The sequence below is a fragment of the Aeromicrobium duanguangcaii genome (assembly GCF_024508295.1).
Lineage (GTDB): Bacteria > Actinomycetota > Actinomycetes > Propionibacteriales > Nocardioidaceae > Aeromicrobium > Aeromicrobium duanguangcaii.
Genome location: NZ_CP101990.1, coordinates 2,810,650 through 2,832,833 on the forward strand (window position 1 = coordinate 2,810,650; position 22,184 = coordinate 2,832,833).

Below are 22,184 nucleotides of genomic sequence, written 5' to 3' on the forward strand. Positions count from 1 at the left end.
GGTCCTCTTCTCGTGAGTTCGTGTGGGTCAGTCGCCGAGGAAGGCCCGGCGGACCTCCTCGTCGCCCAACAAGTCCTGGCCGGTGCCGCTGAAGGTGACGCGCCCACGCTCGATGACGTAGCCCCAGTCGGACATCGACAGGGCCGAGCGGGCGTTCTGCTCGATGAGCAGGAAGGTGATGCCGGCGTTGTCGCGCAGCTCGCGCAACTGCTCGAAGACCTCTTTCACCAGGATCGGCGACAGGCCGACCGAAGGCTCGTCCATCAGCACCAGCTTCGGATCAAGCATGAGCGAGCGACCGATCTCCAGGGCGCGGCGCTCGCCACCCGAGAGCAGTCCGGCGTGCTGGTTCCGTCGCTCCGACAACCGCGGGAACAGGTCGAACACGTCATCGACTCGCTGCTTCACCAGCTTGCGGTCCCGCACCAGGTACATGCCGAGCTCGAGGTTGTCGCGAACGCTCATCTCGGGGAAGACCGTCGAGAGCTGCGGCACCATGGCGACGCCGTCGCGCAGCAACTCCTGGGGGCCAGACTTCGAGATGTCGGCGTCGCCCAGCCGCACCTCGCCGGACCGCACCGGGATCAACCCGTAGACGGCCTTGAAGACGGTCGACTTGCCCGAACCGTTGGGGCCCAGGACCGAGACGATCTCGGATCGACGGACCTCGAGGCTGACGCCGTGCAGGATGTTGAACCCGCCGTACCCGGCCGTCACCGAGTCCAGGCGGAGCATCGGCGGCTGCCCCTCGTCGGGACGCACGGCCCCCGGGGACAGGTTGCGGGGCGCTTCATGCTCCAAGGTAGGCATCGATGACCTCCTGATTGTGGCGAATGTCGTCCGGGCTCCCATCGGCCAGGACCCGGCCGCCGTCCAGCACGACGATGCGGCTGGCCAGCGAGAAGATGAAGCCGATGTTGTGCTCGACGATGACGAAGGAGACGCCCTCCTGCTCGTGCAGCAGGCGGATGTAACCCTTGAGCGACTCGATGAGCGTCGGGTTGACCCCGGACGAGGCCTCGTCGAGCAGGACCAGACGTGGCTTCGAGACCAGCGCCATGACCAGCTCCAACAGGCGCTTCTGTCCACCGGACAGGTTGCCGGCGAACTCTCCGGCCAGCCGTGTCATCTCGGTGAGCTCCAGAAGGTGGTCGACGCGCTCGCCTGTCGCGGGGTCCGCGGCGGCCAGCAGCTGCCAGGGCTTCACACCGTCCCATTGCCGGGCCAGCAGCGCGTTCTCGCGGACCGTCAGCTCGGGGAACACCTTGACGTTCTGGAACGTGCGCGTCATGCCACGTCGGGCCATCACCTTGGCGCGGGTGCGCGTGATGTCCCGGTCGTCGAAGCGGATCGTGCCCGCGTCGACGTCGTGCGCCCGCGACAGGCATGCCAACAGGGTGGACTTGCCCGAGCCGTTCGGCCCGACCAGTCCCACGATCTCGCCGGGTTCGACCCGGAAGTCCACGTCCTGCAGGGCGCGCACCCCGCCGAAGCGCTTCTCGATTCCGGTCGCGGTCAGCAGGGCCGTCGTCGTCCCGCTCCCTTGGATCACCGGTGTCGCCATCAGCGTGCCCCTTCCGTCGTCGATTCGTCGCGCGTCCGACGCGCCTTGAACTGCTGGATCTTGCGACCCAGGACCGTCCTGTCACCGCGCTCGACCGTGCCGGCGATGCCCTCGGGCATCACCAGGACCAGGACGATCAGCAGGGCTCCGAAGACCACGAGGAACGAGTTGCTGGTGTCGTTGGCCCACACGTAGTCCTGGATCACCAGGTAGATGACCGCGCCGACCGGCGGACCCCAGGCCGTGCCGAGGCCGCCGAGGGTGGCCATCAGGGCGACCGCGATCAGGAAGTCGTCGCGGAACATGATCTCCGGGTCGATGAAGGTCGCCTGGTACGCCCAGAACGCGCCCACCGTCCCGGTGATGCACGCGGCCAGCACGAAGGTGAACAGCTTGAGCGCGGTGGTGCTGATGCCGCGAGCCTCCGCGCCGTCCTCGTCGTCGCGGATCGCCAGCAGTGCCCCGCCGTACTGGGAGCGGCGGATCCAGAAGGCCGCCGCGACCATGATCGCCGCGCCCACGAGGAAGACGTAGTAGAACCAGACGCGGTTGACCATCGGCGGCAGCACCAGTCCGCGCGCGCCGCCGGTCAGCGGGGTCGCGATCAGCGCGATCTCACGGATTGCCAGGAACGCACCCAGCATGGCGATCGAGAAGTAGACGCCACGCAGTCGCAGCAGCGGATACCCGATCACCGCCGCGAACAGTCCGCACACGAGCACCACGACGGGCAATGTCGCCAGGAACCCCAGGTCCTGCTTGACCATGAGGATGCCGGCGACGTAGCCGCCGATGCCGAAGTGCACGGCGTGGCCGAAGTCGACATAGCCGGCGAACCCCGAGATCAGGTTCCAGCTCGTGCTGAGGATGATCCACATGAAGATCGTGCTCATCGTCAGCACGATGCTGTCGTTCGCACCGGTGAACGGGTAGGCGTAGAGCCCCGCGAACAGGGCGACGGCGATCCCCAGCACCACGATCTGCTTGCGGCGCGGACGCCGGGAGGGACGCTTCGAGCCGGTGTTCACCGACGTGTCGGCCGGGGCCGAACTGGTCTGCTCGCTGCTCAGCATGGCACTTCCTCGCTCCTTGCTGGTCGGGGTGTCTTCACCGCCGCGGACGGTCGGGACGCCGGTCATCACGCCACCGCCTTGGCTCGCGAGATGCCCTCGGGGCGGATCGCCAGGACAAGGACCACGAGGATGAACGCGGTCGCGGCTCCGAGGCCGGTGCCGATCCCCGGGACGTACGCACTCACGAACGCCTCGGCCAGGCCGACCACCATCGCCGCCATGAGCGTGCCGCCCACGCGGCCGGCGCCGCCCAGGACCACGATCACGAAGGCCTTGAGGGTCAGGACCGCGCCCATGAAGGGGTGGAACGCCTGCGTGACGCTGAACAGCGCGCCCGCCACGAACACGATCGCGATGCCGAGCCCGAAGGCGGCACTGTAGATGCGGCCGATGTCGATGCCCACGATGCGTGCAGCCTCGCGGTTCTGGGCTGCTGCGGTCATCGCCCGGCCCATCTTGGTGCGCTGCAGGAACACGGTCAGCGCTCCCAGCAGCACCAGGCTCAGCACCAGCATCACGAACTGAGCCATCGAGACCCGGATGCCGAACACGTCCACCACCGAGCCGGAGTACGAGGCGGTCGTGATGCGCGGCGTCGTCGCGAAGGACCACACGAGCAGTCCCTGCACCACCGAGGCCAGTCCGAAGGTCAGCAGCAGTGGCATCAGCTGGGGCCGGTCGACGACGCGCAGGATCAACGTCCGCGACAGCAGCCATCCACCGCCGAAGCCGACCAGGGCGATGATCGGCAGGCCCCACAGGACGCCGATCCCCAGGTTGGACTGCAGGGCCCAGGCCAGGTAGGCGCCCACGATGAGCAGCTCACCGTGCGCCAGGTTGACGATGCGCATGATGCCGAAGATCAGGGACAGGCCTTGGGCCATCAGGGCGTAGAAGCCGCCCAGGATGAGCCCGTCGGCGATGGCCTGGAGCAGGATGTTCATGGGTGCGTTCCTCCGGTCGGGTGGGCCCGGTCAGCGCGGGTTCCGGTCACCGCTTGCTCCACGGCTCGAAGGGGACGACCTTCGTCGTGGCGGCCTCGGCCGGGGCGACCACGACCTGCTTGCCCTTGGCGTCGAGCTGGATCGTCAGCATCTTGCGGTCGATGTTCGCGCCGGTGAGGCCGCTGTCGTGGCCCGGCTCGGTGAAGTTGATCGGCCCGTAGAAGGTGTCCACCTCGAGGTCGACGAGCGCCTTGCGGACGTCCTCCGTGTCGGTCGACCCGGCCTTCTCGATGGCGAGCTGGAGCGCCAGTGCCGCCGCCGACGCGCTGGCCGGCAGGTACGACGGCTCGTGGCCGTAGGTGTCGACGTAGAGATCGCGGTAGGCCTTGGCCGTGCCGAAGACGTCCTCGCCCTCGAAGGCCGCCGAGCCGACCCACTGCGTCGGGGCGAGCACTCCACGGGTGTTCTTCACGCCGAGCTCCTCGACGAACTGCTGCTCCGTCGGCGCCTGGATCATGAGCACCTCCGGCGCCCAGCCCAGCGTGCGCAGGGTCCTCATCGTCAAGATGCCCAGGACCGAGGTGCCCGCCTCGACCAGGACGTCGGGGTCGGAAGCCTCCAACTGGCCGAGGGCGCCCTTGATGTCGGTGGCGTCCACGGGCACGGCCTGGGTCGACGTGACCTTCAGCCCGATCTTCTTGGCGTGGGCGACGGTCGCGTCCTTGACGTCGGTCATCGGCGCGTCGTCGGAGTGCAGGATGCCCACCGACTTGGCGCCGGCCGCCTTGAGCGCATCCAGACCCGAGACCGTGTACTCGCTCGTGAGCGCCAGCGGACTGAACACGTACTCGTTGTCCTGCTCGAAGACCGAGCTGGCGGCGGCGCCGCCGGCGAACATGATCTTCTTGTACTGCGCCGCGATGGCGGACGTCGCGATCGTCATCCCCGAGGAGTACGGGCCGAGCAGGAAGTCGACCTTGTCCTCGCTGATCAGGCGCTGTGTCAGCTTGATGGCCGTCTCGGGCTTGGACTGGTCGTCGTAGTAGACGACCTCGACCTTGCGCTTCGTGCCGTCCACGTCGATGCCGCCGGCGTCGTTGACCGCCTTCGCCCAGAGCTCGTAGCCCTCCTTGGTGGACTTGCCCTCCACGGCGTATGCCCCCGACTGCGAAACGGCGGCGCCGAGCTTGATCGGTCCGGAGTCGTCACCGGAGTCCGAGCCCGAGTCCGAGCTGGGCATGCAGGCCGTGAGACTCGTGGCGAGAAGCACTCCGGCCGCTCCCAGTGAGATCCGGTTCATGACTGCACCTTTCCTTGGCTGCCGCCGGGGGCCCTCCCCTGGCGTGACGGGGTTCTCGTCCGCTGGTCTCACGAACGTGATGTCCGCCACACTAAACGTCTGACATTTGTCACGCAAGACCCCGTGCCGAACTTTTTTCGACCGCGCCCGGGGCGCCGTCGGCGGGCATCCAGCCCGGCCGGGCCAGGTGCACGGACGTCACCTGCTGGTACTGGTGCGCGACGCGAAGGACGGTGTGGTCGTGCCACGGACGGGCTGTCAGGTGCGCCGCGATCGGCATGCCGGACACCTCGTCGAAGCCACACGGCACGGCCAGCGAGGGCCCCGAGAACATCGCCCACGGATAGGTGAACCGGGTGATGTCGTGCGTCGTGGCGATCATCCCGCGTACGCCGATCCGCGGGACGTCGGTGGGCATCGCCGGGGTCACGATGACGTCGACCCCGTCCAGGACGTTCTCGACCCGGCGTTGCCACGCGCGCCGCCAGGTCTGGGCGGCAGACATCGTGCGGGCATCCACCCCCTCGCCCAGCCGCAGCCGGTCCAGCACCTGGCTGCCGTAGAGCTCCGGCTGTGTCCGCATCCGCTCGGCATGGAAGGCGGCGGCGTCGGGATAGAGGATGTCGAACATGCGGCGCTGTGCCTCCTCTGCCCCCGGAAGGTCCACGGTCATCGCCGTGGCACCCAGGTCCGTCAGGACCCGGACGAACTCCTCGAGGGCGCGATCGACGTCAGGGTCGACGTCCTCGCGGAAGAAACCGCCGGCGACACCGACCCTGAGACCCTCCAGCGGCAGGTTCAGATCGGCGATCATCGACCGCCGCTCGCGCTCGACCGACGTCGGATCGTGCCGGTCGTACCCGTCAATCGCCTCCATCACTGCAGCCACCTCGGCCGCCGTGCGAGCCACCGGTCCCACCGTGTCGAAGACACCGCTGACGGGCGTCACACCGCGGTTCGAGATCCGGCCCAGCGTCGGACGCATTCCCACCAGACCATTGACGGCGGCCGGCAGCCGCACCGATCCCCCGGTGTCCGTCCCGAGGCTCACCCGCGCCATGCCGGCAGCCACCGCGACCGCCGAGCCTCCGCTGGATCCCCCCGGAATCCGGGCGGGGTCCCAGGCATTGCGGCACGTGCCGTAGTGGTCGTTGTCGGTCGTGGCGCCCAGTGCGAACTCCGCCAGGTTGACCTTGGACGTCATCACTGCCCCGGCCTCCTTGAGCCGCTCGACGACGAACGCGTCGGCCGTCGGCACGTGATCGGCGAAGAACCGCGAGCCGGACGTCGTCCGGATCCCCGCGGTGTCGATGTTGTCTTTGATCGCGACGGTCCAGCCGTGCAGCGCCCCCAGGGACTCGCCGCGACCGGCTGCCTCGTCGCACCGGGCGGCCTGAGCCAGAGCCTCGTCGTCCAGCCGCGTGATGACGGCACACAGAGTCGGGTCGTGTCGCTCGGTCGCCTCGATCGCCCGGCGCACCGCCTCGACGCTCGTCACGGCCCCGTCGTCGGCTGCGTGGGTCATCGGACATCATTCCTTCGGATCGAATGTGATGTGCGTTACGATGCACTACGTTCCGATAAATGTCTGATGTTTACTTCGCGCTGTCAAGGGCAGCCGGATTCGGGGGTTTCGCATGATGCGGACGATGCTCACCGCCAGCGCGATGACCACCGTGGGAGCCCTCCCGGTCTTCCTGCTGACGGCCCAGGTGGCCTTCGTGAGCGCCGACCTGCACTTCGGCGCCGCCCGGCTGGGCCTGGCCGCGAGCATCTTCTTCGCGGCCGCCGCTGTCTCGTCCTTCGGCACCGGAGTGCTGGCCGAACGACTCGGCGGCCGGATCAGCACGGTGGCGTCCGCGACGCTCAGTGTCGTCAGCTGTCTGGGCATCGCGTTCTTCGCGTCCTCATACGGCCAGCTCGTGGCTTGGGTGATCGTCGGCGGGGTGGCCAACGCGGCGCTCCAGACCACCTCGAACCTTTCGCTCGCTCACTCCATCCCGGCGTCGAGCCAGGGGCTGGCCTTCGGGATGAAGCAGTCCGCGATCCCCGCGGCGATCCTCATCGGCGGTCTCGCCGTGCCGACCGTGGGCCACGAGCTCGGCTGGCGGGCGCCGTTCATGATCGCGGCCTTCCTCGCGGTGATCACGGCAGGCGTGGGCCTGCGGCTGACTCCGGCGCGCAGCTCGGCGTCCACGGCGCGACCCGCCGCGCGCGAGGCGCCCCCGACGGGTGCGCTGATCCTGACGACGGTGACCATGGCACTGGCCAGCTCAGCCGTGAACTCGCTCGGCGCCTTCCTGCCCGCGTGGTGCCACGAGAACGGCTGGGAGCCCGGCCGGGCGGGCCTGCTCGTGGCGGCGGCGAGTGCCACGTCCATCGCGGGACGGGTCCTGGCCGGGATCGCCGCCGATCGCCGTCGCGGGCGGAACCTGCCCGTCGTCAGCGTGCATCTGATCGCGGGCGCGGTGGGCATCGCACTGATCTCCACCGGGGCACCTGCACCCCTGATCGTGGGCGCCTTCCTCGCCTTCGGACTCGGGTGGTCCTGGCCCGGCCTTCTGTTGTTCGCCGTCGTGAGGGTCGCCCGCGACAGTCCCGGCCGCGCGTCCGGAGCGATCCAGACCGGCGCCTTCATCGGTGGGGCCGTCGGCCCGCTGACCTTCGGCCTGCTCGTGGAGGCACGGGGGTATGACACGGCCTGGTGGGCCGCCGTGGTCGGCCTGATCGTCGCCGCGAGCCTGCTGTTCCTGGCCCGCCGCATTTTCGTCACCGACCTCATCCGCCGGCCCATGACTCACTGAGCGGCGGTGTGCCGCTGCCGGCCCAAGGCCACGGGACGGCAGGATGGATCCCGATGATCGAGTGGACGCTGCGAGACCACGGCCGTGAGTTCGCGGTGCGTGACGACGACGGAACGGTCCGCGTGTCCCTGGACGGGACCGATGTCGCCGAGTCGACGATCGGGCGCAGGGGCGACCACGAGTTCGAGCTCGACCGCCTCGCCGGGCGACACCAGAAGATCCGGGTCGAGCGCGGTCTGCGCGGACAGCTGCGGACGGTGGCCCTCGTCGAGTCCGGTGACGGCGAACTGCCCACGACGATCGGCTTCGTGCCGCCCGAGGGCAGCCGGCAGCGCCGGCTGTACGACCTGCAGGAGGCGCACCCCTACGTGTTCGCCGCCCGCCACATCGTCAGCTCGGGCGCCGGACTGCTGGGCCTCGGCGCCCTGCTGTCGGCGCTGCTGGCGCGGTTCCGGCCCTCGATCGACTGGTCGTGGGTACCCAACCCCGAGATCGACCTGCCCGACTGGAACCTGTTCGGATGGGTGCCTGACCTGTTCGGCTGGGTCCCGCCGCTCTTCGCGTGGTGGCCGGACTGGGACCTGGGCTGGCTCAAGATCGTGCTGGGCGTCGTCGTGGCCATCGGCCTCACGGCGGCCGAGATCGACCGCCGCAAGAAGCTCAGCCGGCGACGGGACGCTCCGCCGCCCGCCGGCCACTGACCGAAGTCAGCGCCGGCGCCAGCGAGCGAGCTGCGTCTCTCCGTAGAGCGCCGGGAGGTTGCGCGGCGTCCGGGTCTGGACCAGCTCGGCCTGGAGCTCGGCCACCTTGGCCTGCAGCGCCACCACCTGATTCTCGAGCGCGATGACGCGCTTGACCCCTTCGAGGCCGAGTCCCTCGGCCGTGAGCTGGGCCACCATGCGCAACTGCTCGATGTCGCGCAGCGAGTAGCGCCGGCCGCCGCCGGAGGTGCGGCCCGCCTCGACCAGACCGATCCGGTCGTAGGTCCGCAGCGTCTGCGGGTGCAGGCCGGAGAGCTCGGCGGCGACGCTGATCACGAACACCTTGGCCTCGGGGCCCGGGGGGACGAACTCGTTCATGACGTCGCTCCTGTCCTCGCCTTTCGGTAGGCCTCCACCGCAGCGCGCATCTCGTCCGACGTCGACGAGGGCACCTGGACCTCGACGGTGACCAGGAGGTCACCGCGCGAGCCGTCGCGACGGGTGCCGCCCTTGCCACGCGCCCGGAAGGTGCGACCGTTCGGCGTGCCCGCCGGAACCTTGAGCGTGACGGTGGGCCCGTCGATCGTCGGGGCCGACACCTCGCCGCCCAGCACCGCGTCGTCGAACGGCAGCGGCACCGTGACGGTCAGGTCGTCGCCCTTGCGACCGAAGCGCTCGTCGCCCTGGACGTGGACGATCAGGAACAGGTCGCCCGCCGGCGCACCCGCGTCACCCTTCGCGCCCTTGCCACGGATCTTGATCCGCTGGCCGTCCTTCACGCCGGCCGGGATCTTGACGTTGATCGTGCGGCTCGACGGCGCGCGGCCGGAGCCACCGCACAGATCGCACGGGTGCTCGACGATGAGGCCGCGCCCGCGGCACACCGAGCACGGCTCGGTCATGGCGAACACGCCACCGGAGGCGCTGGTCTGCATGCCGCTGCCCTGGCAGTTGCTGCACACCTTCGGTACGGTGCCGGGCTTGGCGCCCGTGCCGTGGCAGATCGAGCACGCCTCGTCACTGGTCAGCCGCAGGGGCACGGTCGCGCCCTCGACGGCCTGACGGAAGCTGATCGTGGCCTCGGTCTCGAGGTCGTCGCCCCGGCGCGGCTGGGCCTGCCGGCGACGACCTGCGCCGCCGCCGCGTCCACCGCCGCCGCCGAAGATCCCACCCAGCAGATCGCTGAGGTCGAAGTCGACTCCACCGCCGTACGTGGCACCGCCGGGACCGCCCGCGCCGCCGGGCGGGAAGCCGCCCTTGAACTGCCCGAACAGGGAGCGCTGCTCGTCGTACTGCTTGCGCTTCTCGGCGTTGCCGATGACCCCGTAGGCCTCGGAGATCGCCTTGAACCGCTCCTCGGCCTGCGCATTGCCGGGGTTGGAGTCGGGGTGGTTGTCGCGGGCCAGCTTGCGGTAGGCCTTCTTGATCTCGTCCGCCGAGGCGTCCTTCTTGACGCCCAGGACCTTGTAGAAGTCCTTGGTGGCCCAGTCAGTCGGTGCGCTCATCGTTCACCCCTCCTCTCGTTCGTTCTCGTGGGCCGCGGTACGCCGCCCGCTCCCGAAGGAACGAGCGGCGTACCGGACCATGCGTCATTCCTCCGACGTCACCGGCTCTTCGGTGGCCTCGGCCGCGACTCCCGGGTCGACCACGCCGACCACCGCGGGCCGCAGCACGCGATCGCCGACACGGTAACCCGTGCGCATCACCTGGGCGATGCTCTGGACCGCGACGTTCGGGTCCTCGCCGGCGTGGAACACGGCCTCGTGCAGGTTCGGGTCGAAGGGCTCGCCCGTCTCGCCGAACGGCTCCAGGCCGAACTTCGCCAGCGTGCTGCGCAGCTGGTCGGCGACGGCCTTGAAGCCGCCGGTCAGCTCGCCGTGCTCCTGCGCGCGGGACACGTCGTCGAGCACGGTCAGCAACTCGGTCAGGACCTTCTGCTTGCCCGTCTCGATCGCCTGGACGCGAGCGTCCTCGACCCGGCGCTTGTAGTTGATGAACTCCGCCTGCACCCGCTGGAGATCGCCGGTGCGCTCCGCCAGCTGGTCCTGCAGGCTCGGTCCCTGGGGTTCAGGCTCCACGACCTCCGTGGGCTCCTCCGCCGACGGCTCGCCGCCGGCGGGCGCCTCCCCCTGGGGGGAGGTCGCCTCGTCGAACGGCTGCTCGGTCACTTCTGCTCACCCTCGTCATCGACGATCTCGGCCTCGACGACATCGTCGTCATCGGCGGGGGCGTCGCCGGTCGGGGCGTCGGTGGCCTGCGCATCGGCGGCCGCGGCGGCGTACATCGCCTCGCCCATCTTGGAGCTGGAGGCGCCCAGCTTCGCGATGGCCTCCTTGACGAGGTCCGTGTCGTCCGTCTCGAGCGAGGACTTCACGGCGTCGAGGTCGATCTGGACCTCGGACTTGACGTCCTCGCCGACCTTGTCGCCGTTCTCGGCCAGGAACTTCTCGGTCGAGTGGACGAGCGTCTCGGCCTGGTTGCGGACCTCGACGGCCTCGCGGCGCTTGCGGTCCTCCTCGGCGTACTGCTCGGCGTCCTTGACCATCTTGTCGATGTCGTCCTTCGACAGGGCGGACCCGCCGGTGATCGTCATCGACTGCTCCTTGCCGGTGCCCCGGTCCTTCGCGGACACGTTCACGATGCCGTTGGCGTCGATGTCGAACGTGACCTCGATCTGCGGCACACCGCGCGGCGCCGGCGGCAGGCCGGTCAGCTCGAAGGTGGCCAGCAGCTGGTTGCCGGCGGCCATCTCGCGCTCGCCCTGGTACACCTGGATCGCCACGGAGGGCTGGTTGTCGTCGGCGGTCGTGAAGACCTCGGACCGCTTGGTCGGGATCGTCGTGTTCCGCTCGATGAGCTTCGTCATGACGCCGCCCTTGGTCTCGATGCCCAGCGACAGCGGGGTCACGTCGAGCAGCAGGACGTCCTTGACCTCGCCCTTGAGCACGCCGGCCTGCAGGCTGGCGCCGATCGCGACGACCTCGTCGGGGTTGACGCCCTTGTTGGGCTCCTTGCCGCCGGTGAGGCTCTTGACCAGCTCGGAGACGGCCGGCATACGGGTCGAGCCGCCGACCAGCACGACGTGGTCGATGTCCTTGACGGTCACGCCCGCGTCACGGATGACGTTGTTGAACGGCGCCTTGGTGCGCTCGAGCAGGTCGGCCGTGATCTTCTCGAACTCGGCGCGGGTCAGCGTCTCGTCGAGGAACACGGGGTTGCCGTCGACGACCGTGATGTAGGGCAGGTTGATCGACGTCGAGGACGAGCTGGACAGCTCGATCTTCGCGCGCTCGGCGGCCTCGCGGATGCGGGGCATGGCCATCTTGTCCTTGGTCAGGTCGACACCGGTCTGGGCCTTGAACTTGTTGACCAGCCAGTCGACGACCGCGTTGTCCCAGTCGTCACCACCGAGGTGGTTGTCACCGCTGGTGGCCTTGACCTCGATGACGCCGTCGCCGATCTCGAGCAGGGACACGTCGAACGTGCCGCCACCGAGGTCGAAGACGAGGATCGTCTGGTCGTCGGCCTTGTCCAGGCCGTAGGCCAGGGCGGCCGCGGTGGGCTCGTTGATGATGCGGCTGACGTTCAGGCCCGCGATCTCGCCGGCCTCCTTGGTGGCCTGGCGCTGGTGGTCGTTGAAGTACGCCGGCACGGTGATGACCGCGTCGGTGACCGGCTCGCCCAGGTAGGCCTCGGCGTCTCGCTTGAGCTTCTGCAGCACGAACGCGCTGATCTGCTGGGGGTTGAAGGTCTTGCCGTCGATCTCGGTCGTCCAGTCAGTGCCCATGTAGCGCTTGACGGAGCGGATCGTGCGGTCGACGTTCGTGACGCCCTGACGCTTGGCGACCTCGCCGGTCAGGACCTCGCCGTCCTTCGCGAATGCGACGACGGACGGGGTGGTGCGAGCGCCCTCGGCGTTCGCGATGACGGTGGGCTCGCCACCTTCGAGTACGGCGACGACGGAGTTCGTCGTGCCCAGGTCGATGCCTACTGCACGGGCCATGGTTCCTCCTGTGGTGCTTCGCGGTCTTGCTCGGATGCCTTGAAAACTGTGGGTCAAACAACTTGAGTCATACGTTATCAACTTCGTCCGAGGCCCAGACATTCCCTCGGAGTCATGACGTGCGTCACATCCGCCCCACGCAGGACCAGACCACGGTCTGACGACGGGGCGGACCGGGGCCCCTAGGCTCGGGCGCATGAAGGAGCAGGTCGACGTGTCCCGGAGCCCGTGGCGCCTCGGCCCCCGGGCGGCTCGATGGTTCGACTTCCTGCTCGCCTCGGCCCTCGTCCTGCCCACGTTCCCGCTGACGCTCCTGGTCGGGCAGTCGCCCTATCCGGCCCTGCTGTCGTTGGCGCAGACCGTTCCCCTGTTCTGGCGGCGCAGGCACCCGGTCGCGGTGTTCGCCGTCGTCGCGGGCGCCAGCGTGCTGCAGGCCGCCACGTACGACATGCCGGTCTGGGGCCAGGTCGGATTCCCGGCCGCCCTGTACGCGCTGGCGCGCTACGGCTCGGGCCGCTCCGCGCTCATCGGCCTGTTCGTGGGCCTGTGCGGTGCCGTCGTCGCCTCGTGGGTGTGGACGACGGCCCAGTTCGCCGCCTATCCGCCGGGCCAGGAGTACATCGACTACGACATGGGGCTGGAGGACCTCCTGCCGTACCTGCTGTCGATCACGGCGATCGTCCTGGCGGCCTGGGCCCTGGGCTCGCAGGCACGTATCCGCCGCGCCTACGAGGCCGGGCTCGTCGAGCGTGGTCGCCAGCTCGCGGTCGAGGCCGAGCAGCGGGCCGTGCTGGCCGCCGCCCAGGAGCGCACCCGGATCGCGCGGGAGATGCACGACGTCGTCGCCCACGGCCTGTCCGTGATGATCGTCCAGGCCGACGGCGCCCGGTACGCCGCCGCCAAGGACCCCGACGTGGCCGTCCGCACCCTCGAGACCGTGGCGAAGGTCGGACGTGAGGGACTCACCGAGATGCGCCGGCTGTTGGGCCTGCTGCGGGGCACCGGGGATCCTGCGCTGGCACCCCAGCCCGGGCTCGCCGACCTCCCCTCGCTCGTCACGGCGGACGACCGCGTCGACCTCGAGCTGCCCGACCCTCTGCCCGAGGTCCCCGACGGCGTGGCACTGACCGTCTTCCGGCTCGTCCAGGAGTCGCTCACCAACGTCCGCAAGCACGCCGGTCCGAACGCCCGCGCGAGGGTGCGACTGCGCACCCTGCCGGGCGCCCTCGAGGTCGAGGTGGTCGACGACGGCCACGGCGCCTCGGCCGCTGGCTCCGGTGGACTCGGCCTGCTCGGCATGCGTGAGCGGGTCGAGGTCCACGACGGCACGCTGGACGTCGGGCCGGCCCCCGGTGGCGGCTGGGCCGTGCGTGCGAGGATCCCGACGTGAGCGATCCGTACACCGCGGCCGGACCGATCCGCGTCGTCCTCGTCGACGACCAGCAGATGGTGCGGGCCGGCTTCCGCATGCTCGTCGAGAGCCAGGACGACCTCGTGGTCGTGGGCGAGGCCGGCGACGGCGAGGAGGCCCTGCGGCTGCTGTCCGAGGTCGAGGCCGACGTCGTGCTGATGGACGTCCGCATGCCGCGACTCGACGGCGTCGAGACGACGCGGCGGCTCGCTCCCGGCGACACCGGCCCGCGCGTCATCGTCCTGACGACCTTCGACCTCGACGAGTACGCCTTCGCCGCCTTGCGGGCCGGCGCCTCGGCGTTCCTGCTCAAGGACGCGGCGCCACCGGACCTGCTGGCCGCGATCCGGGCCGTCCACGCCGGTGACGCCGTCGTGGCGCCGTCGACCACCCGCCGCCTGCTGGACCACTTCCTGGCCGATCCCGGGCCCGTTCGCCGCACCGACGACGCCGCCGAGCGGCGACTCGCCGCCGTGACCGACCGCGAGCGCGAGGTGCTGGTCCTCATCGCCCGCGGCCTGAGCAACCCCGAGATCGCCGCCGAGCTGTTCCTGTCCGAGGCCACCGTCAAGACCCACATCGGGCGCCTGCTGGCCAAGACGGACTCGCGCGACCGGGTGCACCTGGTCCTGCTGGCGTTCGAGGCCGGACTGACCGACTGAGGCGTCTGGGTCATACCGTGGTCTGACCCGAAGATCCGTCCGTACGGCGACGCCTCGGACCCGTCCGCGCACCTAGCGTCGAGCCATGATCTCGACCTCCTTCTCCCACCCGCTCCCGGCCCACGACGCGCCGCCCGCGGCGACCGTGCGCGGCCTGTCCAAGACCTACGGCCACGGCGACACCACCGTGCACGCGCTGCGGTCGGTGGACCTCGATCTCGCGCCCGGCCGCTTCACCGCGATCATGGGCCCGTCGGGCTCCGGCAAGTCCACGCTGATGCACTGCCTCGCCGGCCTGGACCGCCCGACCGAGGGCACGGTCGCGATCGGGGGCGTCGAGCTGACCTCGCTCGGCGACGACCAGCTGACCCACTTCCGGCGCGACCGCCTGGGCTTCGTCTTCCAGGCGTTCAACCTGCTGCCGATGCTGACGGCCCGGCAGAACATCATGCTGCCGTTCGAGCTGGCGGGCCGGCGCCTCGAACCGGGCGCGACCGAGCGGATCGAGCAGGTCATCGACGTCCTCGGACTGCGTGACCGCCTCGACCACCGCCCCGGCGAGCTCTCCGGCGGCCAGCAGCAGCGCGTGGCGATCGCCCGCGCCCTGGCCGCGGACGCCGACGTCGTGTTCGCCGACGAGCCGACGGGCAACCTCGACAGCACGGCCTCCGGTGAGGTGCTCTCGTTCCTGCGCCGCAGCGTGACCGATCTCGGCCACACGGTGATCATGGTGACCCACGAGCTCGACGCCGCCGCGTACGCCGACGACGTCGTCGTCCTGGCCGACGGCAGGATCCGCGAGCACCTGGTCGCGCCCTCGCGCGAGCAGGTCGCCGCCACGCTCGAGGCCGGTGTCCGATGAGGACCGTCCTGCTCGCGTCCCTGCGGACCTACACCCGCCGGTACGTCGCCGCGCTGCTCGCGGTCACGATCGCGGTCGCCTTCGTCGTGGTGATCGACGCCCTCGGGTCGGGCGCGCGCAACGCCGTCGCGGTCACCGTCGAGAAGGCCTATCCGGACGCCGAGCTCATCGTCAGCGACGGATACTGGATGGCCCAGGACGAGGACGTCGCCCGGACGCTGGCCGTCGCCCGCGAGCGCGGCGACCGCGCGTCGGTCCTGGCCACGACCCAGGGGCAGGTCGACGGGCCGTCCGGGTCCCTGGGTGACGACGTGCGCCTCGGTACCGTCTCGACCGACTCCGGCCTGCGCTCGCAGCAGATCGCCGAGGGCCGCGCCCCGCGGGCCGACGACGAGGCGCTGATGACCCGCAGCATGGCCACCGCCCATGAGATCGGGCTCGGTGACCGCATCACCGTGGGCAGCGGCGACCTGGCGCAGGAGCTCACCGTCGTCGGCTTCAGTGGTCCCTCGTCGCCCGCCGGTGGCGATGTCGACGTGCCCTGGCCCGCCCTGCAGGCGGCGACCGACGCGATGGCCGAGTCCGTCGCGTACGACGTTCGCAGCGGGGACGTCGCGGCTGCCCAGCAGGCTCTGTCCGAGGCCGTGGAATCGCAGGTGCAGAGCCGCGACGACTACGTCGCCGAGCGCATCGTCGCGATGAACAACGGCGTCGACATCCTGGCGATGCTGCTGCTGCTCTTCGCCGCCGTCGCCGGGTTCGTCGCCGTGCTGGTCATCGCGAACACCTTCACGATCCTGTTCGCCCAGCGCAGCCGCGACTTCGCGCTGCTGCGCTGCGTCGGCGCGACCCGCCGCCAGGTCCTGCGCTCGGTCCGGGTCGAGGCGTTCGTGCTCGCCCTGCTGGCCGCGACCATCGGCGTCGTCGCGGGAATCGCCGGGGGAACGGGACTCGGCGCTCTCGTCCGCTCCTTCGCGGGCGAGGAGAACTTCGGCGCCGTCTCGTTCTCGCCGGTCTGGATGGGTGCGGCCTTCGTCGGCGGTCTGCTGACCACCGTCGTCGCGGCCTGGTTCCCCACACGCTCCGTGCTGCGGGTCAGCCCGCTGGCCGCGCTGCGGCCGGCCGAGCAGCCGACGGCACGCACGACCTCCGGTCGCGTGCGGATCGCCCTGGGCCTGCTCGTCACGGCCGCGAGCACCGCGGGTCTGGTCATCGCGGCCACGGTCACGTCGATGGAGCTCATGCTGGTCGCCGGCATGACGTCCTTCGTCGGCATCCTGCTGCTGGGACCGGTCCTGGTCCCGGCGATGCTGCGGCTGGTGGGCCGGGCCGGCGGCCGGGCAGGTGGACCGTTCCGGGTCGCCGCCGCGAACGCCGTGCGCAACCCCCGGCGCAGTGCGGCCACGACCGCGTCGCTGTTGGTGGGCGTCACCCTCGCCACGGCCGTGCTGACCGGCATGACCAGCTCGCGTCAGGTCGTCGACCAGGACATGAACGCCGAGTACCCCGTCGACTACGCGCTCGCGGGCGGCGGTCCGATCGCCACCGAGACGATCGAGCGCGTGCGCGGACTCCGGGGCGTCGACGAGGTCCTGCCCGTCGCCGGGACGGTCGTGAAGACCGAGATGGGTCGGCTGCCCGTCATCGCGCCGTCCGACGCCGCGCGCGCTCGGACCTTCGACGCCGGGAGCACGCGGGCCCACGACGCCGAGGTCATCGTGCCCCACGCGCTGCTGTCCACGTTCGACGAGGGCGTGCCGGAGCGGCTGACCCTGCGCACGCAGGCAGGCACCGTCACGGTGGACGCCAGGCTCGAAGCCCTGGGCTCGGGCGTCGCCGCGATCGTCTCGCCCGCCGTGCTGGAGCAGCTCACGATGGAACCCACCACGCAGGCGCTCTGGATCCTGGCCGACGACAAGGCGGACGGGGACCAGCTGGGCGAGGCGCTCCGGACGGCCACGCGGAGCACCGGACTCGAGGTCACCAACAACCTCGAGGACAAGCAGTGGGTGGCCACACAGCTCGACGTCCTGGTGTGGGCCGTGCTCGGCCTGTTGGGCGTGGGTGTCCTGATCGCCCTGGTCGGCATCGCGAACACGGTCGGGCTCTCGATCCTGGAGCGGTCCCGCGAGCACGCGCTGCTGCGGGCGCTCGGCCTCACCCGGCGCGGGCTGCGACGGATGCTCGCCGCGGAGGGGATGCTGCTGGCTCTCGTCGCGGCCGTGCTGGGCACGGGTCTGGGGGTCCTCTACGCCTGGTTCGGCATGCGGACGGTCGTGGAGCCCGTCATGGAGGGTGCGCAGCTGGTCGTGCCGTGGGCCCAGCTGGCGGCGGTGCTGGTGGTGGCCGCACTGTCCGGCCTGCTGGCGTCGACGCTGCCGGCGCGGCGCGGTGCGCGGATCACTCCCGCAGAAGGGCTCACCCTCGACTGAGGCACGCCGAGGCCTCCGGGACCGCTCCGTCGGGGAGTCGGCTCCGGAGGCCTCGGTCGTGGGTCACGCCCAGGTCAGCTCGGCCGGCGCACCGACCGGGACCTGCGGGTCCTTCGGCGACACCAGCGGCACCCGGCGATAGGGCTCGCCGAGCGGCGGGCGCTCGTCGGCGTCACCGCGGTTCGGCCACATCGCCACGGCTCGCTCGGCCTGGGCGGTGATCGTCAGCGAGGGGTTCACGCCGAGGTTCGCGCTGATCGTCGAGCCGTCGATCACGTGCAGGCCCGGGTGACCGAACATCCGGTGATACGGGTCGATCACCCCGTGCTCGGGGGAGTCGCCGATGACGCAGCCGCCGATGAAGTGTGCTGTCAGGGGCACACCGACGAGGTCCGCCATCGAGCCGCCGGCCACGCCACCGAGCCGCTCGGACAACCGGCGTGCGATCTGGTGGGACACCGGGATCCACTCCGGGTTCGGATCGCCCTCGCCCTGCCGCGTCGTCATGCTCAGACCCCACGGCCGCCGCTTGAGGAACGTCGTCACGGAGTTGTCCAGCGTCTGCATCGTCAGGATCACGAGCGACTGCTCGGACCAGCGGCGCGGATCGTGCAGCCGCAACGCAGCCCGGATCCCGAGCTTGCGATAGGTCCGGATCGCCGCCCGCCACCGCGGCAGCCCTTCGACCGGGTCGACGAGGTGCGCGTTGAGCAGCCCGATCACGCCGGAGCCCGGCCCGTACCGGACCGGCTCGACGTGGGTCTGGGCGTCGGGGTGGAACGACGAGGTGATCGCGAGACCCCGGGTGTGGTCGGCCTTGCGGCGGGTGTCGCGCGCCGTCAGGACGGACTCGGAGTTGGTCCGCGCGAGCTTGCCGAGCATCGGCGAGATCCGCGGCAGCGAGCGCCGCTTGAGCCGGTGCAGCAGGTTCTGGGTGTTGAGCGAGTTGCCCGCGAACACGACCTGCTCGGCGGTCAGGCGGCCCCTCTTCCACGGCGTTCCCGTTCCCCGCGTCGACACGCGGTAGCCGCCGCGGTGGGGCTTCACGTCCACGACGGTCGTCAGGGGTCGGACCTCGACGCCGGCCTGTTCGGCCAGGTACAGGTAGTTCTTCACGAGGGTGTTCTTCGCCCCCACCCGGCACCCGGTCATGCAGGCGCCGCACTCGGTGCACGTCGTGCGTTCGGGTCCGCGCCCGCCGAAGAACGGGTCGGCCAGCGGCAACCCGGGACGGTCCCCGAACAGGACGCCGACGTCGGCCGGGTGCACCGTGTCGGAGACGCCCATCTCGGCGGCGATGTCGGCCATCCACCGGTCGGGCTCGGTCATCCCGGGGTACGTGACGACCCCGAGCATCCGACGAGCCTGGTCGTAGTGCGGGGCCAGCTCGTCACGCCAGTCGGTGATGTGTGCCCAGCGCGGATCCTCGAAGTACTCGTCCCCGGGCTGGTAGAGCGTGTTGGCGTAGACCAGCGATCCGCCGCCCACCCCGGCGCCGCTCGCGATGAGGACGTCGCGCAGCGGAGTGACCCGCAGCAGGCCGAAGCACCGCGCCCACGGCGCCCACAGGTACCGGCGCACGTCCCACGACGTCTTGGCGAACTCGTCGTCCGCGAAGCGCCGGCCGGCCTCGAGGACCACCACGCGGTAGCCCTTCTCCACGAGGCGCAGGGCCGTCACGCTGCCGCCGAAACCCGAGCCGACGATCGCCACGTCATAGTCGAAGTCCTTCACGCGACCTCACAGTAGAGCCCTATTGACAATCTGCCAATAGGCTTACGAGACTGCTCCCATGCCCCCGGCCCGCACCCGACTCGCGCCCGACTCCCGGCGACGGTCGATCCTCGACGCCGCCGCGGTGCTCTACGCGACCCGCCCCTACGACCAGGTCTCCACCACCGAGCTCGCCAGCGCCGCCGGCGTGACCCGCGGCCTGGTCCACCACTACTTCGGCAGCAAGCGCGAGCTGTTCCTGGCCGTCATGCGCGAGTCGGTGATGATGCCCGACGCGGCACTGCCCGACCTCTCGGCCCTGCCGTTGCCCGAGCGGGTGTCCCACACGATCGACTGGATCCTGGACGCGGCCACCACCTACGGCCAGGCCTGGGTCGCCGCCTCCGGTGCGGCGAACCTGCACGGCGACTCCGACGTCCAGGTCATCGTCGACGAGGCCGACGACCGGGCCGCGCGACTCGTGCTCGACGCGCTCGCCCTGCCCGATGACGCGGCGCTGCGGGCCCGGCTCCGCCCGGTGGCCGCCTACGTCAAGGCGCTGTGCCGCGAGTGGCTCGTGCAGGAGACGCTCGACCGCGAGACCGTGCACGCCGACGTCTGCTCCGCCGTCCTGACCGTCACCGGGACGGAGGCACCATGACCTCGATCGGCATCATCGGCACCGGCTTCGGCGGCATCGGCACGGCCGCCGAGCTGGTCACCCACGGGTATGACGACGTGCGACTGTGGGAGCGCGCCGACACCGTCGGCGGCGTCTGGCGCGACAACACCTACCCGGGGGCGGCCTGCGACGTCCCCGGGCCCCTGTACTCGTTCTCGTTCGCCCCGAACGGCGACTGGTCCCGACGCTACCCCGCCCAGGCCGAGATCCTCGACTACCTGGGGCGGGTCGCGGACCGCTACGGCGTCACTCGACGGACGCGCTTCGGCGCGCGCGTCGTCTCGGCCCTGTGGGACCAGGACGCCTGGCACGTCGGCTTCGACGACGGCACGACCGAGACCGTCGACGTCCTGATCAGCGCGGTCGGCCAGCTCTCCGAGCCGAGCGCGCCGGACGTCGAGGGGTGGGAATCCTTCGCCGGCTCGGTGCTGCACGCCGGCAGCTGGGACGACTCCGTGGACCTGAGCGGTCGGCGGGTGGCGGTCGTGGGCACCGGTGCCTCCGCGGTGCAGATCGTGCCGCGGCTGGCCGAGGTCGCCCGCGAGCTCGTGGTGCTGCAACGCTCGGCCAACCACATCCTGCCCAAGCCGGACGGCGCCTATCCGGGCTGGTACCGCGACCGCGCCCAGCGCGAGCGGCGCCCGATCGACTGGGTGACGCAGCAGTTCTCCCGCGGGCTGGACCCGGACTCGACCGTGGCCACCGTGATCGAGCGACTCGCCTCGGCGCACCTGCGCCTGCGCGTCCGGGACGAGGAGCTGCGCCGGCACCTCACGCCGCGTCACCAGGTCGGCTGCAAGCGCATCCTGTTCTCCAACGACTACTACCCGACCCTGACCCGGGACCACGTCCGGCTCGTGCCCCACGCTCTCGCCGAGGTGCGAGCGGACGCGATCCGGACGGCGGACGGACAGTGGCACGAGGTGGACGCGATCTGCTTCGCCACCGGCTTCGACACCCAGGACTTCCTGCACGGCATCGAGGTGACGGGGCCCGGGGGCGACCTTCACGAGGCGTGGAGCGCCGGGGCGCGAGCCCACCTGGGCATCCACGTGCCCGGGTTCCCGAACCTCTTCCTGGCCTACGGGCCGAACACCAATCTCGGCGGCGGCTCGATCATCACGATGCTCGAGGCCCAGGCCCGCCACATCCGCGCCACACTGGACCGGATGGATCATCACGGAGCACGCCGCGTGCAGGCCCGCGCGGAGGCCGAGCAGCGCTGGGACGACCGCGTCCAGCACGATCTGGCCCACTCGGCCTGGGCGTCGTGCACGAGCTGGTACCACCACCCCGAGACCGGCCGGATCACGTCGAACTGGCCCGGCGGGACGCACACCTACGAAGCGGCCGTCGCCGACGTGCACGACGAGGAGTTCCTGTGGACGTGACGAGCTTTCCCAGCGAGCCGTGGGACCTGTACGGCCACGGCCTGGTCACCGTCGGGCTGTTGCCGGCGCAGGGCCTGAGCGCCCCTTCCGGCACGAAGCTGGTGACGATCAAGGGACGGGCGATCATGGGGGCCGTGTTGCTGCAGTACACCGCGCCGAGCCCGTTGACCTATCACGAGCTCATGGCGGCGGTCCTCGTCCGCCGTGGCCTGCGGCTCTTCGTGCACATCCCCGACATCTGGGTCGACAGTCCCGCCTCGCGTGCCGGCGGGCGGGCCCTGTGGGCCATCCCGAAGGAGCTCGCCGACTTCGAGGACCACGGGCTCCGGGCCGTCGGGATCGCCTCGGCCCGCCTGCGTCGCATCCGCGGGACGCTCAAGGCACCCGCCGGATTCCGGGTGGCCCAGGAGCGCGACGGCCGCGCGCTGGTCACACCGGTCCGCGGCTCGGCCGCCGTGTCGCCCGCCCGGGTCGGATGGACGTTCGAGCCGACGGGTCCGCTGGCCCACCTCGCCGGTCTGCGCCCGCTCGCGCACCTCGTGATCCGACGTTTCCACCTCGTCTTCGGCCCCGCCGACCGCTGACCTGGCGGGGGCCATCTTCTGGCCGCCGGTTCGGCTGTCCCGTGCTCATTCGTCCGAT

General features: G+C 70.7%; 20 protein-coding genes. 9 read left to right on the plus strand and 11 right to left on the minus strand.

Going from position 1 to position 22,184, the window contains the following annotated elements; translation table 11 throughout:
* Positions 1 to 27: 27 nt before the first annotated feature.
* From NP095_RS13825 to NP095_RS13850, 6 genes are all read right to left on the minus strand, one after another.
* On the minus strand, positions 28 to 810 hold the full coding sequence (locus tag NP095_RS13825) for an ABC transporter ATP-binding protein (protein ID WP_232419113.1): 783 nt from the start codon (positions 808 to 810) through the stop codon (positions 28 to 30).
* On the minus strand, positions 791 to 1,564 hold the full coding sequence (locus NP095_RS13830) for an ABC transporter ATP-binding protein (protein ID WP_232419112.1): 774 nt from the start codon (positions 1,562 to 1,564) through the stop codon (positions 791 to 793). Before NP095_RS13830 ends, NP095_RS13825 begins: the two co-directional genes overlap by 20 nt.
* Positions 1,564 to 2,703 (minus strand): branched-chain amino acid ABC transporter permease, encoded by a 1,140-nt coding sequence (locus tag NP095_RS13835; RefSeq protein ID WP_232419111.1) that lies wholly within the window; start codon positions 2,701 to 2,703, stop codon positions 1,564 to 1,566. Before NP095_RS13835 ends, NP095_RS13830 begins: the two co-directional genes overlap by 1 nt.
* Positions 2,703 to 3,581 carry a branched-chain amino acid ABC transporter permease gene (locus NP095_RS13840; protein WP_232419110.1) on the minus strand — a complete coding sequence of 293 codons (879 nt, stop codon included), beginning with the start codon at positions 3,579 to 3,581 and terminating at the stop codon, positions 2,703 to 2,705. Before NP095_RS13840 ends, NP095_RS13835 begins: the two co-directional genes overlap by 1 nt.
* 46 nt (positions 3,582 to 3,627) lie before the next feature.
* On the minus strand, positions 3,628 to 4,881 hold the full coding sequence (locus tag NP095_RS13845; protein WP_232419109.1) for an amino acid ABC transporter substrate-binding protein: 1,254 nt from the start codon (positions 4,879 to 4,881) through the stop codon (positions 3,628 to 3,630).
* A gap of 109 nt (positions 4,882 to 4,990) precedes the next feature.
* Positions 4,991 to 6,406 carry an amidase gene (locus tag NP095_RS13850; protein ID WP_232419108.1) on the minus strand — a complete coding sequence of 472 codons (1,416 nt, stop codon included), beginning with the start codon at positions 6,404 to 6,406 and terminating at the stop codon, positions 4,991 to 4,993.
* A gap of 124 nt (positions 6,407 to 6,530) precedes the next feature.
* On the opposite strand from NP095_RS13850, the gene NP095_RS13855 reads away from it, so the two are divergent.
* Entirely contained in the window at positions 6,531 to 7,685 is a 1,155-nt protein-coding gene (locus NP095_RS13855) for an MFS transporter (RefSeq protein WP_232419107.1), read from the plus strand.
* A gap of 53 nt (positions 7,686 to 7,738) precedes the next feature.
* Positions 7,739 to 8,386, plus strand: a complete 648-nt coding sequence (locus tag NP095_RS13860; protein ID WP_232419106.1) for a hypothetical protein — start codon at positions 7,739 to 7,741, stop codon at positions 8,384 to 8,386.
* 6 nt (positions 8,387 to 8,392) lie between these two features.
* Here the strand turns inward: NP095_RS13860 and NP095_RS13865 are convergent, their stop codons facing one another.
* From NP095_RS13865 to dnaK, 4 genes are all read right to left on the minus strand, one after another.
* A complete protein-coding gene (locus tag NP095_RS13865; protein ID WP_283251807.1) occupies positions 8,393 to 8,764 on the minus strand; it encodes a heat shock protein transcriptional repressor HspR in 372 nt (123 codons plus the stop codon).
* Positions 8,761 to 9,891 carry a molecular chaperone DnaJ gene (gene dnaJ / locus NP095_RS13870; protein WP_232419105.1) on the minus strand — a complete coding sequence of 377 codons (1,131 nt, stop codon included), beginning with the start codon at positions 9,889 to 9,891 and terminating at the stop codon, positions 8,761 to 8,763. The genes NP095_RS13865 and dnaJ overlap by 4 nt, the downstream gene beginning before the upstream one ends.
* An 84-nt stretch (positions 9,892 to 9,975) precedes the next feature.
* Positions 9,976 to 10,554 carry a nucleotide exchange factor GrpE gene (locus NP095_RS13875; protein ID WP_232419104.1) on the minus strand — a complete coding sequence of 193 codons (579 nt, stop codon included), beginning with the start codon at positions 10,552 to 10,554 and terminating at the stop codon, positions 9,976 to 9,978.
* On the minus strand, positions 10,551 to 12,389 hold the full coding sequence (gene dnaK / locus NP095_RS13880) for a molecular chaperone DnaK (RefSeq protein ID WP_232419103.1): 1,839 nt from the start codon (positions 12,387 to 12,389) through the stop codon (positions 10,551 to 10,553). The genes NP095_RS13875 and dnaK overlap by 4 nt, the downstream gene beginning before the upstream one ends.
* 196 nt (positions 12,390 to 12,585) lie before the next feature.
* Here dnaK and NP095_RS13885 point away from each other — a divergent pair, with 196 nt between their 5' ends.
* The 4 genes from NP095_RS13885 to NP095_RS13900 all read left to right on the plus strand — a co-directional run bounded on the left by NP095_RS13885 (position 12,586) and on the right by NP095_RS13900 (position 17,756).
* Complete coding sequence (locus NP095_RS13885) at positions 12,586 to 13,779, plus strand: sensor histidine kinase (protein WP_232419102.1); 1,194 nt, start codon at positions 12,586 to 12,588, stop codon at positions 13,777 to 13,779.
* 56 nt (positions 13,780 to 13,835) lie between these two features.
* Positions 13,836 to 14,462, plus strand: a complete 627-nt coding sequence (locus NP095_RS13890; protein WP_232419520.1) for a response regulator — start codon at positions 13,836 to 13,838, stop codon at positions 14,460 to 14,462.
* 85 nt (positions 14,463 to 14,547) lie between these two features.
* Positions 14,548 to 15,324 carry an ABC transporter ATP-binding protein gene (locus NP095_RS13895; RefSeq protein ID WP_232419101.1) on the plus strand — a complete coding sequence of 259 codons (777 nt, stop codon included), beginning with the start codon at positions 14,548 to 14,550 and terminating at the stop codon, positions 15,322 to 15,324.
* Positions 15,321 to 17,756: an ABC transporter permease gene (locus NP095_RS13900; RefSeq protein ID WP_232419100.1), complete on the plus strand. Its 2,436-nt coding sequence runs from the start codon at positions 15,321 to 15,323 to the stop codon at positions 17,754 to 17,756. Before NP095_RS13895 ends, NP095_RS13900 begins: the two co-directional genes overlap by 4 nt.
* A gap of 63 nt (positions 17,757 to 17,819) precedes the next feature.
* On the opposite strand, the gene NP095_RS13905 is transcribed toward NP095_RS13900, so the two are convergent.
* Positions 17,820 to 19,490, minus strand: a complete 1,671-nt coding sequence (locus NP095_RS13905) for an FAD-dependent oxidoreductase (protein WP_232419099.1) — start codon at positions 19,488 to 19,490, stop codon at positions 17,820 to 17,822.
* A 58-nt stretch (positions 19,491 to 19,548) separates the two neighbouring features.
* Here NP095_RS13905 and NP095_RS13910 point away from each other — a divergent pair, with 58 nt between their 5' ends.
* Genes NP095_RS13910 through NP095_RS13920 form a run of 3 tightly spaced genes read left to right on the plus strand, consistent with a single transcriptional unit; the run spans position 19,549 to position 22,126 of the window.
* Positions 19,549 to 20,130: a TetR/AcrR family transcriptional regulator gene (locus tag NP095_RS13910; protein ID WP_232419098.1), complete on the plus strand. Its 582-nt coding sequence runs from the start codon at positions 19,549 to 19,551 to the stop codon at positions 20,128 to 20,130.
* Positions 20,127 to 21,542, plus strand: coding sequence for a flavin-containing monooxygenase (locus NP095_RS13915; protein ID WP_232419097.1), 1,416 nt, complete (start codon positions 20,127 to 20,129; stop codon positions 21,540 to 21,542). Before NP095_RS13910 ends, NP095_RS13915 begins: the two co-directional genes overlap by 4 nt.
* Entirely contained in the window at positions 21,539 to 22,126 is a 588-nt protein-coding gene (locus tag NP095_RS13920; RefSeq protein ID WP_232419096.1) for an acetoacetate decarboxylase family protein, read from the plus strand. Before NP095_RS13915 ends, NP095_RS13920 begins: the two co-directional genes overlap by 4 nt.
* The last annotated feature ends 58 nt before the right edge of the window (positions 22,127 to 22,184 follow it).